This is a genomic window from Pseudomonas taetrolens, assembly GCF_900475285.1.
In the GTDB taxonomy this organism is placed as follows: domain Bacteria; phylum Pseudomonadota; class Gammaproteobacteria; order Pseudomonadales; family Pseudomonadaceae; genus Aquipseudomonas; species Aquipseudomonas taetrolens.
The window spans coordinates 667,112-682,651 of record NZ_LS483370.1 but is presented as its reverse complement, the minus strand read 5'-3'; the positions used below and the strand labels follow the sequence as shown (position 1 = coordinate 682,651).

Sequence of the window (15,540 nt, the reverse complement as noted above, 5' to 3'; positions counted from 1 at the left end):
GAACTGACTGGTATGCATTGCCTGAAGCCTCCAATGGATACGATTTTGATGGGGAATGACAAGAGCGCTGACTAAATGCAAATCGCAGTTTTTAGTGTAATGTTAGGGGACTAACTAAGCAGAGATTTCCCATGTCCAAACTCGCTGAATTCCGCCAACTCGAAAAACACCTCGCCGAGCAGCTCCAAGCTCTCGAAGCCCTGAAAGGCGATGCCGGTCTGAAGCAAGAAATCGAATTCGAAACGAAGTTGCGCGCTTTGCTCGCCGAGTACGGCTACAGCCTACCGAACGTGATCAATCTGCTTGACCCGCAAGCGAGCCGTCGCGCTCCAGCAGCTGAGTCCAAGACCACCACTCGTAAGCCACGCCAAGTGAAAATTTACAAAAATCCTCACACCGGCGAAGTCGTCGAGACCAAAGGTGGCAATCACAAGACTCTTAAAGAGTGGAAAGCTGAACATGGCTCCGCGACTGTTGAGTCCTGGTTGACCAAGTGAGATTGGTTTGAGTACAAAAGGGCCCCTTTGAGGGCCCTTTTCGTTGAGGACTACTACCGGAAGGCGACCTGGAAGCTGTCTGCCAAAACGGTGTCAGCTCGGTCGAAATCTTTGTGTGACGCCTAAGGTATTCCCATAAGGTGATACTCAAAAAGACCTTAAGATCGGGGTATACGTCCTCCAGGCCATTTTATAGCTGCTTCAGTCAGTCATTATGCTGTCAAATTAAGCAAATCAAAAACCACCTTCGCAAATTTACTGGCTTTGGCCGGATCAGATAGCAACTGCATCATCTGATTCTGATGAGCATCGCCACTGTCCATAATTGCGTCATCTACTGCGTTGGCAAAGTTACCCAGCAGTGCTTGCTCAGCTGTGTTGTTGGCCAGTTGCTGCATGACCAATTGGTTTTCACTGACCTTGTCGCGGATTGTGTAGGCGTAATTCACCATGTCTTTCTCAGTCAGCTGATCAGTCACAAACAGCTCATTGAGCCTTTCTAATATTTGCGAAAGCAGCTCTTCCTTGATGTCCTTTGCTGTCCCTGAACCAAGCCCCTCACCTGGCACCAGTTTATAATCGATGGAGTCTTCTACTAGCTTCAGGTCTTGCTGGCGTATTTTTGAAACGCGGTAATGGCTGAGCACGATACTGTCGAGGTCAATATCATCCTCATCCACAGCGGTTTCGCGCAGCATTGGGCTTAGGTTTCGCGCGTACAGACTGAGCTTTTCCAACTGTTTGTCATCGTAATCGACGATCTGCGACATGAACTCATAGAAGCGCACGAAGGTTCCCAGATCCTTTTTGAAGATATCGAGGGCGTCCTTGGCCTGCTTGCATTCCTTGAGGTCGTTTTCAGCGTTGGCGATCAACACCGCATCTTGGGTCTTTTTAATCCGCTCAAAAATTTCTTTCGAGTGCGCGTAGGCCTCAACCGCCTGCTTGTAGCTTTTTGTCCAGCGCTCTACCGCTGGCTTGCAAATGTTGGCAATCGCCGCATTGCTTTTGTTTTTGACGAAAAAGGCCGCGCAGAACTGCTCAACCTCAGTCGATTTATAAATACCAGCAGCGTTGAGCTTCTCAAACAGATCGAAGATCAAGTCTGGATTTGAAACATCCGCCAGCTCTGCCGTCTGAAAATACGGCTGGAACGAGTCGAGGATTTCCTGCGGCTCGTTGAAGAAATCTAGGATAAAAGTGCCCACTTCCGCCTTACCCGGATAAGTCCGGTTTAAGCGTGACAGTGTCTGCACGCACTCCACGCCGCCGAGCTTTTTGTCCACGTACATGGCGCAGAGCTTGGGCTGGTCAAAGCCGGTCTGAAATTTGTTGGCAACAATCATCACCTGATAATCATCGCTATCAAAGGCTTTGCGCATGTCGCGGCCTTTGAGGTTGGGATTCATGTTGCTCTCGGTGTATTTGTTGCCGAGTTGCGCGACGGCGTCTGGGTCTTTCTCGGTGAACTCCACATCTCCGGAGAACGCCACCATGGCATGGATTTTTTCGTAGCCCTTGTTAGTAGCGCCCATATCAGCGATGTATTGGTCAAAACACAGCTTGTAGCGCACGGCTTCTTTGCGCGAGCTGGTGACCACCATAGCTTTGGCTTGCCCACCCAGCAGGCCCATGACGTTGCTGCGAAAGTGCTCAACGATCACCTGTACCTTTCGCGCGATGTTGTACTCGTGCAAGCGCACCCACTGGTTGAGCTTGACCTTGGCCTTTTTGCTCTCAACCTCCTGATCAGCCTTATCGATTTTTTGCGCCAGGTTGTAGGCCACTTTGTAGTTGGTGTAGTTCTTCAGCACATCCAGAATAAAGCCCTCTTCAATGGCCTGACGCATGCTGTACACATGGTAGGCCTCGGGCTTATTGGTTTTAGAGGGTTGCTCAGCGGGCTTGGGCAAACGGCCAAACAGCTCCAGCGTCTTGGTTTTTGGCGTGGCGGTGAAGGCAAAGTAACTCAGGTTTTTTGACGCCCGGCGTGACGCCACGGCGGCGTCGAGAATGTCCTCAGAGTTGAGTTCGTCCTCACTATCAGCCTTGGCCTCAATCATCAGCACTTCTTTCAGCTGTCGCGCTGTAGAGCCGGTTTGCGAGGAGTGGGCTTCGTCGGCAATGATTGCGTAGCTGCGCTCTTTCAGGCTGACACTATTCTCGATGGCGCGCAGTACATAGGGAAAGGTCTGGATGGTGACTATAATAATCGGCTGTGAGTTTTCCAACGCGGCTGCCAGCTTCTCTGATTTCGAACCGTCGCCTTCCTGATTATTGATACGGCCAACCGCGCCATCAACGTGTTCAAACTGGTTGATGGTGTCTTGCAACTGATCATCCAGCACGGTGCGATCCGTCACCACAATCACTGAGTTGAACTGCTTGTAGCCCTGCGCGTCGTAAAGAGCCGACAGCTGATGCGCGATCCAGGCAATCGAGTTGGACTTACCGGAACCGGCGCTGTGCTGGATCAGATACTTATGGCCAGGGCCTTCGGTGCGGGCCGCCGTGACCAGTTTATTCACCACATCCCACTGGTGATAGCGGGGGAAAATCAGGCTTTCCTTTTTGTATTTACGGCCTTCCCAATCCTCTTTGTCTTCAATTTGCAGGTGCACAAAGTGCCCGAGAATCGACAGCAGATTGCTAGGCAGCAACACCTCGTTCCACAGGTAATCGGTTGCGTACTGATTAATGTCTGCCGGCACCTCGTTGCCGGCACCGCCCGCCTTGGTGCCTTTGTTGAATGGCAGGAAAACGGTCTTCGCGCCCTCCAGCCGCGTGGCCATATAAACTTCATACTGGCTCACAGCGAAATGCACCAGAGCACCACGCTTGAAGGTCAGCAGCGGCTCGGGCTTTTTGGTGACAGGATCTGTCGCAAAACGTGTGGTTTTGTATTGCTTAATGGCGCTGTGCACAGCCTGCTTGAATTCGGATTTCAGCTCTAGCGTTGCGACCGGCAAGCCATTTACAAACAGCACCAAGTCAATTCGCCAGGCTTTGGCCTTGCTGCCGGACTGATCTAGATGTTCTTTGCTTGCCCAGGGTGAATAAACCACCTCAGGCACAACACGGCAGCGGTTCTTGAGATAGCGCGCCAGGGTATCGGGATTTAGCTCGTGCTCTGGCTTGAACTGGCACAGGCTGAAGCGGGTGCCACGGTGGCGCAATTCATGGCGCAACACACCCAGCGTGCCGAAGGTGCGCATGTCTTTGCTGGCGGCATTGGGATCAGTTTTATTCAGTTGGGTGGCAACACGTTCAAGAAAGTGGTGATCTGGGTTGCTCGGGTAGAGCGCGCAGAATTTTTGCCACTGTTCATCCTGGGTTTCTTTGACAAAACCCAGCAGGTCTTCGGGGTACAAGGCCAGTTCACGGTTGTAGTTTTCCATTTTGCCGAGCCGCCAGCCCTTGGCAACGAGATGCTTGAGCATATCGTTCTGGAATATCAATTCGTTGGCCTTACCACCACCCAATGCACTCATGCGGTTACTTCCTTGTTGGTTGAGCTGGCTTGAGGTACGCCCCAGTCTCTGACGTCGATTTTGCCGGTGACGGCTGCGGAGATTAGAGCAATGCGGCGCTCTTGTAAGAGCTCTATAAAGCTATCTTGCATATCCAGCAGCGCATTGAATTTTATGCATCTCTCCTGAATGAAGTTGGCGATTTCTATAGCCTCGCTTTTCGGAGGAACAAATATTGGTAGTTCGCCTATATTCTCTTGGGTCATTGTTGGCATATAACTGCCAGTGTTTATCATGAAGATTCGAGCCTGAAGTGCATCTATTGTCAAGAAATGTGATATATATCGTGAGTCAAACTTGTGTTTTTTAAGAAGAACCATCTGTGGGTTGATGGTCATTGGTGAGTGAATTTCGGAAACTACGGCTACCTTTCCAAAAGACCAGCTTGTTTTAACCAGTATTATATCTCCTGGCTCAAGCATGATTTCAGGTGATTCAAAGTACTTATCCCAGCTTAAGAAAACTTTTTTCTCTAAGCTAAACCCTCGGTCATTAATGTTCGAAGGGCTTAAGACGATTGCGCCATCTCCTTCGTCAACAATATCATCGACGGTGTAGCCGCGATAACCAATGCGGCCAGCCATCTCTACTACCCTTTTCACCTTACTAACATCCCAGTGCTCCGGAATATTTCCCAACCACTCAATACCAGAGTTGCGCATCTTGGCTTTGGGGTTCAAGCCTTTGGTGACGGCATGGTTAATCACGGCCTGACGCTTTTCTTTTAGCAACTGAATCAGCTGTTTTTGTTTTTCAATCAGGGCGTCGATTTTGGCGGTTTCGTGCTCAAGAAAGTTAGAGATCACTTTTTTTTCATTTTCAGGCGGATCAGGGTAGGAAATGCTCCCAAGTAGCTCTAGATTCAAACCGTCCCGTAAATCACCTCCTGCCATATTCCTTATGTTTTGATAGTTAGATGTTAACCACCAAAATAAATACTTTGAATCGGAAATGTTGTTTGGGATAATTGCAGCCATGGATTGGTTGCAGGTCGCACCAATAGCAAGTTGTGCAACCATACCCTTTGTTTTCCCTTGCCCGGCCAACGCCATTACTAGAGCTTTTTTGGGAATCCATTTTGCGCTACTGTTCCGGTAGGCATCTTCAGTAATATAGGTTGATGCATGTGTGATGATACCTTGATTTACTTCGCCGGAATTAAGCCATGGCACCGTTCCGTTTTCCCAGTACTCTTCAACTGTCTTTGAAGGAGTTCCTCCGGAATATATATTTGAAGTCCATCGTAAGTTTGCTTTTTTCCAGTGGCTTGGAATTAGATCAACCCATTCAATTCCGGAGGCCTTATATTCTAGATGTGACTTATATCGTCCATCCATCACGAATGCACCTCTTGTAGCAACTGCAGAATCTCGGCTGACACCGCATCCAAATCTGCATCAATATCCGCTAAGTTTCGTGGCGGTTGATACTGGTAAAAGTGTCGGTTAAAGGGTATTTCATACCCTACAATACCAACTTGCTGATCTTTAGCGTCTTTTTTGCTAGCATCTATCCAGGCATCAGGTACGTGCGGCTGTACTTCTCTAATGAAGAAGGCTTCATTACTGGCATTAACGCTCTGGCTCGGATCGAGCGCAACGTTTTCGTTATCGCGTAATTCACTGTCAGCTTGGTATTCCAACACTTCGCTGTCGACGACGAACAAGCCATATAGTGGATTGCCTTTAACTTTGTGAACCTTTTTGATGACCTTGGCGGCGGCTGGATTCTTCCAGCTCACGGCGTTGATGATCTGTTTTTTATCACCGGCATCCAGGGTGATGCCGACTTTTTTACATACAGCTTTGACGGCCTCGTCAAAAGTGTTGAAGTCGTCATGCTGGGTGGTACCGATGCTCACCTGCAACTGTTGTACCTTAAGCAACAGGCGTTTTTGATCCAGCCAGGTGGATCTGTTGAGTAGATCCTTAATGTGTTTTTCTTTTAGCTCAGGGAAGTGCAGTTTGCAGTAACGGCGGATGGCGTCTTCATGGGCGCTAAGGTCGCCGTAGCGCTTGCAGTTATCGTCGTCGCTCCAGCTTCCACTTTCCTGTGAGCTGAACTCTTGGTAGAGCCACTGCATGGCGCTGTTGAGAGCGTTGGGGGCGTAACGACAGGTTGCCACGCGTTCGTCACTGAATTGCCAGGACAGCCGCAACGGGCGTTCGATTGTAATACGTCGATAGCCAAATTCATGAGTACTGAAAATCTTGCTGGCGAAGGTCTTGGCTATCTCGGCCTTGGGGGTGGCAGCCTGGCGGCCGCGATTGTTTTTTTGAGCGGCTTGTTTGTCCAGTTCGTAGGCATCGACTGCGGCAAAGCTACCGAAGGCGCGGATCACCGTGGCGATATCGCTCTCATCCATTTCATTGCGCTTAGAGCCGAGGGATTTACGCATTTTTCCGCAAAGGTTCACGCCATTGATCAGCTGTACCTTACCCTTACGTTCGTCGGCTTTCTTGTTCGACAGCACCCAGACATAGGTCGAAATTCCGGTGTTGTAGAACATGTCGGGGGGCAGCGCGACGATGGCTTCGAGCAAATCGGCTTCGAGTATGTAGCGGCGGATTTCCGATTCGCCGGAACCAGCGCCACCGGTAAACAACGGCGATCCATTGAGGATGATGCCAATCCGCCCGCCGCCTTGAGAACCGTCGCGTAGTTTGCTGAGCAGGTGCATTAGGAACAACAAGGAGCCATCGCTGACCCTTGGCAAACCTGGGCCAAAACGGCCACTGAAACCTTTTTGCGTGTGCTCTTCGCTGATCTCTTGCTCGATCTTTTTCCAATCCACGCCAAAGGGTGGGTTGGAGAGCATATAGTCAAATTCAGTGGCGTAAAGCTGGTCGTTCGAGAGGGTGTTGCCTAGCTTGATGTTGCTGACGTCCTGCCCCTTGATCAGCATGTCCGCTTTGCAGATGGCGTAACTCTCGGGGTTGAGCTCCTGGCCATAGGCGCGCATCACCGCATGTGGGTTGAGCTCATGTACGTATTCCATGCCGGATGAGAGAAAGCCGCCCGTACCTGCCGTAGGGTCGTAGATGGTGCGGATTATGCCGGGCTTGGTCAGCGCATCATCGTCTTCCATAAACACCAGTGAGGTGGTGAGGCGCACTATGTCGCGTGGGGTAAAGTGCTCCCCGGCGGTTTCATTCGACCCTTCGGCAAAGCGGCGGATCAACTCTTCAAACACCAAGCCCATGTCGTGGTTGGAAACAGCTGTGGGGCTTAAATCAGTCTGCCGAACCCGCTGCACTACCTTGTAAAGCAGATTGGCGTCGTTGAGCTGGCCGAGGAACTCGGTGAATTTGAAGTGCTCAAAAATCTCCCGAGCATCCTTGGAGAAGCCTTGCAGGTACGACTCCAGATTGGCCTTGATGCCAGCCTCACCGAGCTTGGACAAATCCATTTTTGAGGTATTAAAAAACGACAGTCCGCCGCTGGCGCGCAGGAGCAGTTTTTCCTGCGCTTCTTCAGAAATGTTGAGTTGCTGGACGCGCGTATGCTCCGTCAGCACCGCCGCTTTGCTTGACTCCAGCACGCACTCTAGGCGACGTAATAAAGTGAACGGCAGAATGATTCGGCCGTACTGGCTTTGCTTGAAATCGCCACGGAGTAAGTCGGCCAATGACCAGATGAAAGCGGCCAGATTGTTAGAGGCTTGCGACATTATTTGAAATTCCCTGTAGTGCTTGGCGGTTGCTGAAGCGGTGCGCAGCACGATTATGAATAGAACTGGGCGATATTATGCTGCAACGGCAGCACGTGGTTATGCCTGAAATTGGATATTCAACTCGATTGATTTGCGCAAGCGGATGTTCCCCCCCAGTGGTGGGGTGAAGTCTAGATCGTAGAGCTTGCTCGGCAGCGGCACCGTTTCATCGGCGAGCCGTTGTCCCGAAAAATTTCTGATCAGGTTTACGGCTCATCGCGACTGCCAGGCGTTTACCATCTTTAAGAGTTAGGAGCAGCAGTCCAGCATTCACTACGACTATGCTTTTGAGGTCAGCCGGGGGAGTTAGCTAATCCTTTCCACAGGCTGGCCGTTTCTGATGGAGGTCGCTATGCCTCGTACAGCCCAGAAAAAATCTAACATTCGGCGAGGCCGGCCCCGGCTTGAAACGCAACGTGCCCTCTATCAAATCAAGCTGTCCGGGTGGGATTTTACGTGGTCGCTCAGCCTAGCCCAGCCCAATAATTTGAGGGCTAACGAAGGTCATTATCATGAGCATCTGATCCTGACGCTGAAGGGCGAAGTTCTCTACCCGGAGAGCTTCAAATACCCAGAGGTCGAATGCCAGCTATACGGAGATCCTCGATTGATGCAAGACATAGATCCTCCAAAAGGAATCGGGTCTATGGCAGCAAGTGGGAAACGGCTGGTTGTGTATATAGCGGTGCCTCGCGAGCGGATCGACACCCTGGTTGGTGCGGCTGACCGACTTCTGTCCCTCGAATTGAACGCCACCCCGTTGCACTACCGGCGTGCGCTGGTTATGTCGATTCATTTGGGTACAGAGCCAGAGCCCGATTGGTGATCCCATTGTCGGCTTTACTGGATGCCCTCGCAGAGCTCTGGCGTGAACCACTGGAACGTCCTTGATCAGCAGTCCAGCGGTATGGAATTATGAGCATCCCGCATTCGGCCTTGGAAAATACGACTCGCTACCTTGAGTCCACCGAGAGTCTAAAATTTTACCGACAATGGCGTTGATATATTCTCTTTCAGAGTAAAGGCTACTGTTGGCGTGAGTTGTTACTTTGTTGTGTTCGATGTGAATAAGTCGCTTTTCATATATGTAATCACATCCGAAAACGCATAAAGGCATTACTATATTTGGGTCTGTTCTTTCATTTTCTGCGCAGTCGGAGCGCCTCTTTTTGTGAGCTGTTATCAAAGAATCAATCGAATAAATTTTTCTGCAAATTGCACATTCTTCAGACTCTTTATCTTTAAATAGCCACTCGCTAAGAATGTGTTGCTCTTTTCGTCTAATTGTTTCTTGGTCACCGTCGGTACCATCTTCTGTTACTTTAAGGAGGCGCTGTCTAAAGTCCTCATAGCGGTCAATAGTAGATGTTGTAATGGGCTCCTTGTTGCCAACTAATTGATAGCTGTAGTGAGATCTTCCTTGGCTTTTATCTACAAAAATTACGGGTGAATTTAGAACTGTTTTGTCAATTAGTGGTTTGCTGTATCCGAGAGAGTTTAAGTGAGAAGATATTTCAGGAAAGCTATGTGCGTCATTCGCGGTAATATATTGTACGGCGGCCTGCTCAATTTCCGTCAAGCTTTGTTGTTCTAGTTTTATGACTGCGCTTGATCCATGCATTTCAATATATTTTGAAGATGATAGGTAATGCCGGATTATTTCAACGGTAGGGTAATTACGCTTGTTTGGAGGGGTTCTTCGGTTTAAAGAGTTTCTTAGTGTCTTAGAGAGGATGTCTATGTCGGCATGATCAGCTACGCTTTTTATTTTCTCAAGACTATTTATAAGCGTATTATCCCTTGATTCGAATAGATAATATTGCTGATCATCCTTATCCATAATCCACGAGTCTTGATTCAACTTGATGGTTGCCACTATGTCGTCATAGGCGATCAGGTTGGAGATCGAAGTGTCCTTCAAGTATTCTAGCTTCGCTATCCCTAACAATCCAGGTATTGTTTTTGCTTTTTTTAGAGCTTTTCGTGCGTTTGAAATAACAGAGTTTTTTATGATAAGAAACTCTTGCTTTGAAACAATTTCAGATCTTGTGAGTTCGCTGAGGTCTGCTGAGTATGCTTGATAATCTATGCAGTCACCCAAATCATGCAGTAGGCGTAGTGCCGATATTGTTTTTATATCATCTTCGAAAAGATTGTTGTCTTTTGCATGGGCTGCGAGTTTTGAAGGTTGGTGAAAATTGGAAGACTTTAAATGCTCTGAAAATTTCTTTAGTGATGGCAGGTCGGATAGGTTGGTAAGTTTTTTAAACTTGTTATTAATGATTTGTCGCGGTCTTTCAGAGCGCCGTCTATCCGAATCTCCAACATTAAATTTATTGGCGGCATCATCCAGGGTGGGCCATGGATTGTCTTCAAAGCCGTAGAAATAAATAACCAGTTCTATATCTCTTGATTTGGTGTTCAGCTCCTTTAGAGTTGAGTGCATGTGATCTCGGATTTCGTTCTCGATACTCATGAAATTTTCCAGGGGCTAGTCTTGTCTTTGTCTAGTCTTGAGGGTTGATTTTCGAGGTTGACCTACCGGTGCACCCATGGTCGTCGGTTTGATGAAATTGATGCCGAGGTAGGCCGACTAAAAGCTAGGCCTGGGACAAGTAAATATCTCAAGCTGTAGTTGCCGGGACGTCTTGACCTTGTAAGTCCGATATCAGCTCTTCTTTAGTAGTGCCATCAAGATCTGCTCGTTGAGTTTTCAGCTTCTCAAGCAAATAGTCATTGGTCAGCTCAAACTCATCAAAAATAGTCGCCCACGTTTTAACATAAGCCTTTATTTTATCGTCGCTGGTAATCAGCCCCGGCTCGCCATGAACTTGCATGCTTCTGCATCGACTGTGGATAAGGCTGCCCTTGTTTGAGATGTTTCTACCAACCAAAATAAGCTCGAACTTTACCAGCTCGCTATTGAAGATAGGATGCGTACTGAGAATCGAAGCATACTCATCGAGCTGCTGAATATGTTTATTGTTTAGCGATACACCAGGCCTCTTGATTTCTATAATTACGCAGCGGAAATACTTTCTACCCCTAGAGTCAAATAGAGGTTTCTTGCGCGCTAAAAAAAGATCTACTTGCCGCTTTGCTCCTACAAGATCAACACCTATTTCCAAGTCTGCGTCTTCGATGTCAACGACTCCAGTTACTTCAGCGCGTAACGACTTGGATATTTTTGTAAACGAATCTTCCTCTGCACCGAGAATATCGTAGGATGGCCCGAACAACCAGGTATTATTCTCGATTACCTTTTGAAGGTCTGGCGTTTCCTTGACGTCCTTGTAGTGAATATTTATCACTTCCTTCAACTGAGCAATAGCATGTTCCCGATTCTGGAGAACCTCTATTGTCTCGATTATGTTGTTTAATTTGGTCTTGTTTAGCTGGAGGGCGAATTGCCTCATCGATCCAGCATCCAAGCTCAACACACTTTCTAGTACTTCTAGCATCCCGCTGTTTTCATTCGAGACTGACAGCTTATCAAGCAGCCTAATTATGAGCCTGCGCTGCCGCTTACTACTGCGCATTAAGACAGTAGGGTCGCGAATTATCACGCTCTTAACTATGCCTTTAACATGATTCAGCCTCCAAGCGCTTTCTGCGGAGTCTAAATTCTCATGGTTTGGAAAGTCTCCATCCTGCTCGTATCGATTGACCTCTTCTTCTGCTTGCTGGACTAAGAATTCACTGTAATTATCGCGAAGGAATTCATTTAGCGCCTTCGTTAGCGCTCGATAAGTTTTAGTTTGAAAAAAGTTTGAAAACGGTTCAGACAAGCTTTGATCGCTTGCCGAATACCTTTCGAATAGCTCAGACTTCACATAAACACTGGTAAAATACCCTGGCTTTTTGTTAAGACTACTAAGCTGTTTATGCAGGATTTTCAACGTCGATGAGACAAAGTTAATAAACGATTTTTCACTGCCCGGTCGATTATGCCAGCGTATCAGTTCTATACTAAAATCCTGATCTTCCACTGTAACCGCATGGGTATAGACACTGTGAGACTGAGGAGTGACGACCTTACCATTAAGCGTCAACGATTTGTGCGGAAGAAGTATTAAATGACCGCCAAACTCCCTGCGGAAATCATTGAGCATGGCATCTTCAAAAGGGAGTGCTTTTTGGAATCCTCGAATTTCTACACAAGTACCTTGCGAATACGGGCTTAACAGCGCATGCGTAATTTCTGGCGGAATAGTCACACCAACAATATCGCTAAGATTTGAGCTTTCTACGCTAATCTTTGCGTCTTCGCCTTCATGCCGCGTATACCAAGTAGCGGAGCTTCCTATTTTACTAAACGCCAAACGCCCTCGCCCTTGCGAACCATGAGTATCATAGGAGTCTTTTTTCAAAGAATCATTAAACCGCCGAAAGTTTTCATGCGGCTTCCTGAATTTGATTCCTACACCGTCGTCCAGGACTGTTATCAACTCGGTACCATGGGCCTCATTTTCCGTAATATCAATTTTTACGGTAGTAGCCGAAGCATCGAATCCATTCCATACAAGCTCAGATATAGCTTGCCAAGGTTCAACAGTTTTGAAATGCTTCTGTATTCCGCTATGGGTAATTGCATTCGTACCCGAGAAGTCAAAAGCAGCGAATTCCTTTTCCAAAGGTAGTTCCTCTTGTCATGCATTGTGGCAAGGCAGTTGAGTTCAATTTAAAAAGCTGACCTGACGTCAACGGCATCATCAAGCTTCCGAGCAATTCAAAAAAACCAGCATGTCCCTTCGCGATGAAAACGATCTAGATATCTCCACCAACAGGGCCGGAACCAGATCGAGGCGCTTACTTGCGTTGGAATATAGCAAAGGGCGGCAATCTGGTGGCAAGACAATTTCGCGGCCTTTCACATGGTCATGGCTCCATTGCCCGGCCCATCGCAGCACCGAAGGGCGCATGCACGGCGACAATGGAGATACTGCTATTGACACCCATAAGCGTACTGCCTCGTACGCGCGGGTTTGTGGGGTTTTCATAAGCCGGCGGACGGCGCCGGCGCGGTCAATTGATTGGCTTCATGTGATCATGGCATATCACGTGTCGACGTCCCGATGCAGGCGATTGCAGAGTCAATTGGAGTGGCTCGCACCACACTGCTCGGCTGGAAACAGGGTGCTCAACCTCGAAAGCGTGAGAGTGAAAAAGCGTCTGTGATTATCCGGGTTATGCCAAAACCCGTTCGACGAAGGTAAGCTGTGTCCACAGGCACTGATGCCAAGGATATGGCCATGACAACAGAAGTAATTTTTTACACCCAAGTCGTTTCAATTACCGGTTTCATCATCACCCTGTTTGTACTGTACCGGGTGTTGGTGCAACAGAAAGACGCTGTGATTCAACTGCTAAAAGAACGTTTGGTTGATAAGGACGAGCAGATTGCAGCTCTGAAGGCTCAGACACCTGATGTATTGGTATCCATCCTTAATGATCGAATCAAGGTCACCCAGGATGAAATTGGCCGCCTCAAAGACGACGGGGGCATTCATCAAAAAGAGATCAATCTGAAGGAAGACGAGCTCCGAGGCATTCAGGACAAGCTGACTGCCCTATCTGACCTTGTCCGTGAAAGCGATTTAATGTGCCCGAAATGTGGGGATCCGTTGGCCGGCCGCGAGTCACACACGATCTATGGCGGCGCAGATGGTGAGCAGGAAGCCGACATCTTGATCACGACATATCAATGCGGCTTTTCTATTGCAGATGATGGGAAAGAACTGTCGCGCTGCCAACATCAAGCCAGCTGATTGGAAACCTACCAGACGCCACTCGTCGGCGCATCGCTGTTTAAACAAACACAGCATTGGCATTAAGAATCACAAAAAAGCATTGAGCTTGGAAATAGCCGAATAGGGTAATCTTGAATGATACACATAGTGTTAGACACAAACATCCTCCACCAAGAGGGGCTGGAATCTAGAAATATGCAACTTCTCTCAAAACTCTCTAATTCTGGCGAGCTTAAAATTTACGTGCCTGAAATTGTTAAACGTGAGTTTGTTTCAAAAAAAACATTAGAAAGTCATGAGAAATTAATCGAAGCAAAAAACGCACTGATTGAGATCTCCAAAAAACTGTTAAAGAATGATCCTCTGCGCGAAACTCTTTCCGAGCAAGAAAAAATCTTAACATGTATGGCCGATAGCGTATCAAATGCTCTAAAAGCTCAGTTCGAAAACTGGGCAAGGGAGGCTAACGCAGTAGAGTTAAAAGCAGATCCAGCTGCATTGGATAGCATCATAGACAGTTATTTCAGCGGTACCGGTGCATTCAGAAAGCCTAAAAATCGAGAGGATTTTCCAGATGCTTTTGTAAATCAGTGCATTGAGTCGCTCGCAAATAAACACGATAAAATCTATATAGCAATCAAGGATACAGCATTCAAGAAACATCTCGAGACGATTCCGAATATAACACTATCCGACTCTCTCAAGGATTTTTTTCAACTAGAGGAGCTTCAGGCACTAAACGCCAAAATAGATGGCCTACTGAAAAACGTAGAAGCACTTAAAGAATACCTATCCAACCAACCATTTACCGACAGACTGATAGAATACCTGACATCTAACGAAGAACCCTTGAGCAATATTTATGTCGAAGAGCAGAATATTGACGGCATAAATAATCTAGATATTGATTCATTTGGCGCGTCTATAAATTACGCTCAAGCAAATAATGTTCAACAAATTGAATTCAGCAATCCAACATATATCGATGAAGGCCACTACTCCCTAGACATAGAATTAACAACAGCTGCATCCATCCATTACTGCGCTGATTACATGGACTACATCCAGCTTTCTCACCGGCGAGTTAAAAATATCGACCTCTCTAGCATGAACGGTGACGGAGTATGCGACTTAGCTGAAGGTTTTACCGTAAAACTACAAGGCACTATAGAGATTTTTTTTGATGGCGGATGGTCTGCACTAGAACTAGATACCCACTCCGCATACTTAAATACCAAAAAAACAAAAATAGAAACTATTTTAAATATTGAATCTGGAACAATATTAGAAAGCGCCCTGCGCTAGGAAATAAAAAGCGTAAACAGTGTGCTCTGGTATCCACTCGGTGCTGATCCGGCGTGGATACCCTGGAGTTATTGCCATCAGTGACCACTTTCTACTGGCCATCAAAGCGTCAGATTCCTTCTTCGCGATAACAACCACATGGATGAGCCGAAGTCCGCCCCGCTTCAGCTAAATTTCTTTAGGGCATTGAAAAGGATATGGCTAATGTCATCCCTGAAGGTAGCGCTTGGAGACGAGGGGCGCGGAAGCCTGGTTAATCCTGTACCTTAAGTATCGCGAGAGTCAAATTGATGAACTCTTCGTTCTTGCTGATTGTGTCCAAAGCGCCGCGTACGTTGCCGGCGACCTCCGCTGATCCTCTCTGTTCGACCCAGAGCGTTAGCTCCATTATCGCGGCTTCGAGGGCTAGCTGGTTCTGATTGATCTTGAAGAGTAAGGAAGGGAGTAAGTCTGCGTTCGACATTGTGATTCCTCCATGAAAGAGGAAAGCGTAGCAGGCAGGGGTTGTTCCCGTTCAAGTTGCCTGGTGTCTGAGGTCTCCGCTTCCCTAATAGAAACCGGCTTCGCAAGTAGCTCCGCATAGTAGCGAGTGAGATGCCGTATCGGCTCAGTAGGAATTCTGCGATGCACGCACTGCCAACTGCCTCGGATGTTCAGCATTCAATGTTGAGCAAACAGCGTCTGCCTCTGTCCTAACCTTGAAGACACCATGCTTGCTTGCTGAGCCTCCCTCTACAAGATCAACG

General features: G+C 47.8%; 11 protein-coding genes. 5 read left to right on the top strand and 6 right to left on the bottom strand.

Annotation, left to right across the window (positions count from 1 at the left end; all coding sequences use genetic code 11):
- The first annotated feature begins 131 nt into the window (after positions 1-131).
- Positions 132-497, top strand: coding sequence for a histone-like nucleoid-structuring protein, MvaT/MvaU family (locus tag DQN55_RS03310; RefSeq protein WP_048378315.1), 366 nt, complete (start codon positions 132-134; stop codon positions 495-497).
- 212 nt (positions 498-709) lie between these two features.
- On the opposite strand, the gene DQN55_RS03305 is transcribed toward DQN55_RS03310, so the two are convergent.
- Positions 710-3,712: a type I restriction endonuclease subunit R gene (locus DQN55_RS03305; protein WP_231995647.1), complete on the bottom strand. Its 3,003-nt coding sequence runs from the start codon at positions 3,710-3,712 to the stop codon at positions 710-712.
- On the opposite strand from DQN55_RS03305, the gene DQN55_RS22360 reads away from it, so the two are divergent.
- Positions 3,677-4,021 carry a hypothetical protein gene (locus DQN55_RS22360; RefSeq protein ID WP_231995646.1) on the top strand — a complete coding sequence of 115 codons (345 nt, stop codon included), beginning with the start codon at positions 3,677-3,679 and terminating at the stop codon, positions 4,019-4,021. The two genes, DQN55_RS03305 and DQN55_RS22360, sit on opposite strands and share 36 nt — an antisense overlap.
- On the opposite strand, the gene DQN55_RS03300 is transcribed toward DQN55_RS22360, so the two are convergent.
- The gene (locus DQN55_RS03300; RefSeq protein ID WP_048378317.1) at positions 3,985-5,364 is read right to left on the bottom strand and encodes a restriction endonuclease subunit S; all 1,380 of its coding nucleotides are present in this window, start codon (positions 5,362-5,364) and stop codon (positions 3,985-3,987) included. The genes DQN55_RS22360 and DQN55_RS03300 overlap by 37 nt on opposite strands.
- Positions 5,364-7,700 (bottom strand): type I restriction-modification system subunit M, encoded by a 2,337-nt coding sequence (locus tag DQN55_RS03295; protein ID WP_408634588.1) that lies wholly within the window; start codon positions 7,698-7,700, stop codon positions 5,364-5,366. Before DQN55_RS03295 ends, DQN55_RS03300 begins: the two co-directional genes overlap by 1 nt.
- 391 nt (positions 7,701-8,091) lie before the next feature.
- Between DQN55_RS03295 and DQN55_RS03290 the strand changes: the two genes are divergently transcribed.
- A complete protein-coding gene (locus DQN55_RS03290; RefSeq protein ID WP_048378319.1) occupies positions 8,092-8,565 on the top strand; it encodes a hypothetical protein in 474 nt (157 codons plus the stop codon).
- An 87-nt stretch (positions 8,566-8,652) separates the two neighbouring features.
- On the opposite strand, the gene DQN55_RS03285 is transcribed toward DQN55_RS03290, so the two are convergent.
- Positions 8,653-10,215 (bottom strand): sigma-70 family RNA polymerase sigma factor, encoded by a 1,563-nt coding sequence (locus DQN55_RS03285; protein WP_048378320.1) that lies wholly within the window; start codon positions 10,213-10,215, stop codon positions 8,653-8,655.
- 148 nt (positions 10,216-10,363) lie between these two features.
- The gene (locus DQN55_RS03280; protein WP_048378321.1) at positions 10,364-12,373 is read right to left on the bottom strand and encodes an ATP-binding protein; all 2,010 of its coding nucleotides are present in this window, start codon (positions 12,371-12,373) and stop codon (positions 10,364-10,366) included.
- Positions 12,374-12,991: 618 nt separating this feature from the next.
- Here DQN55_RS03280 and DQN55_RS03275 point away from each other — a divergent pair.
- Together DQN55_RS03275 and DQN55_RS03270 are read left to right on the top strand one after the other, a co-directional pair.
- A complete protein-coding gene (locus DQN55_RS03275) occupies positions 12,992-13,507 on the top strand; it encodes a hypothetical protein (protein WP_048378322.1) in 516 nt (171 codons plus the stop codon).
- A gap of 177 nt (positions 13,508-13,684) precedes the next feature.
- The gene (locus DQN55_RS03270) at positions 13,685-14,794 is read left to right on the top strand and encodes a PIN domain-containing protein (RefSeq protein WP_126514202.1); all 1,110 of its coding nucleotides are present in this window, start codon (positions 13,685-13,687) and stop codon (positions 14,792-14,794) included.
- A 253-nt stretch (positions 14,795-15,047) separates the two neighbouring features.
- Here the strand turns inward: DQN55_RS03270 and DQN55_RS22355 are convergent, their stop codons facing one another.
- Positions 15,048-15,257, bottom strand: coding sequence for a hypothetical protein (locus tag DQN55_RS22355; protein ID WP_048378324.1), 210 nt, complete (start codon positions 15,255-15,257; stop codon positions 15,048-15,050).
- Positions 15,258-15,540: the final 283 nt, after the last annotated feature.

What these genes read in the sequence shown, in the direction of transcription:
- DQN55_RS03305 (WP_231995647.1), bottom strand. Translation starts at nt 3,712, where the DNA reads ATGCGCACCTTCGGCACGCTGGGTGTGTTGCGCCATGAATTGCGCCAC.
- DQN55_RS22355 (WP_048378324.1), bottom strand. Translation starts at nt 15,257, where the DNA reads ATGTCGAACGCAGACTTACTCCCTTCCTTACTCTTCAAGATCAATCAG.
- DQN55_RS03300 (WP_048378317.1), bottom strand. Translation starts at nt 5,364, where the DNA reads ATGGATGGACGATATAAGTCACATCTAGAATATAAGGCCTCCGGAATT.
- DQN55_RS03290 (WP_048378319.1), top strand. Translation starts at nt 8,092, where the DNA reads ATGCCTCGTACAGCCCAGAAAAAATCTAACATTCGGCGAGGCCGGCCC.
- DQN55_RS03275 (WP_048378322.1), top strand. Translation starts at nt 12,992, where the DNA reads ATGACAACAGAAGTAATTTTTTACACCCAAGTCGTTTCAATTACCGGT.
- DQN55_RS03270 (WP_126514202.1), top strand. Translation starts at nt 13,685, where the DNA reads ATGCAACTTCTCTCAAAACTCTCTAATTCTGGCGAGCTTAAAATTTAC.
- DQN55_RS03285 (WP_048378320.1), bottom strand. Translation starts at nt 10,215, where the DNA reads ATGAGTATCGAGAACGAAATCCGAGATCACATGCACTCAACTCTAAAG.
- DQN55_RS03310 (WP_048378315.1), top strand. Translation starts at nt 132, where the DNA reads ATGTCCAAACTCGCTGAATTCCGCCAACTCGAAAAACACCTCGCCGAG.
- DQN55_RS22360 (WP_231995646.1), top strand. Translation starts at nt 3,677, where the DNA reads ATGGCGCAACACACCCAGCGTGCCGAAGGTGCGCATGTCTTTGCTGGC.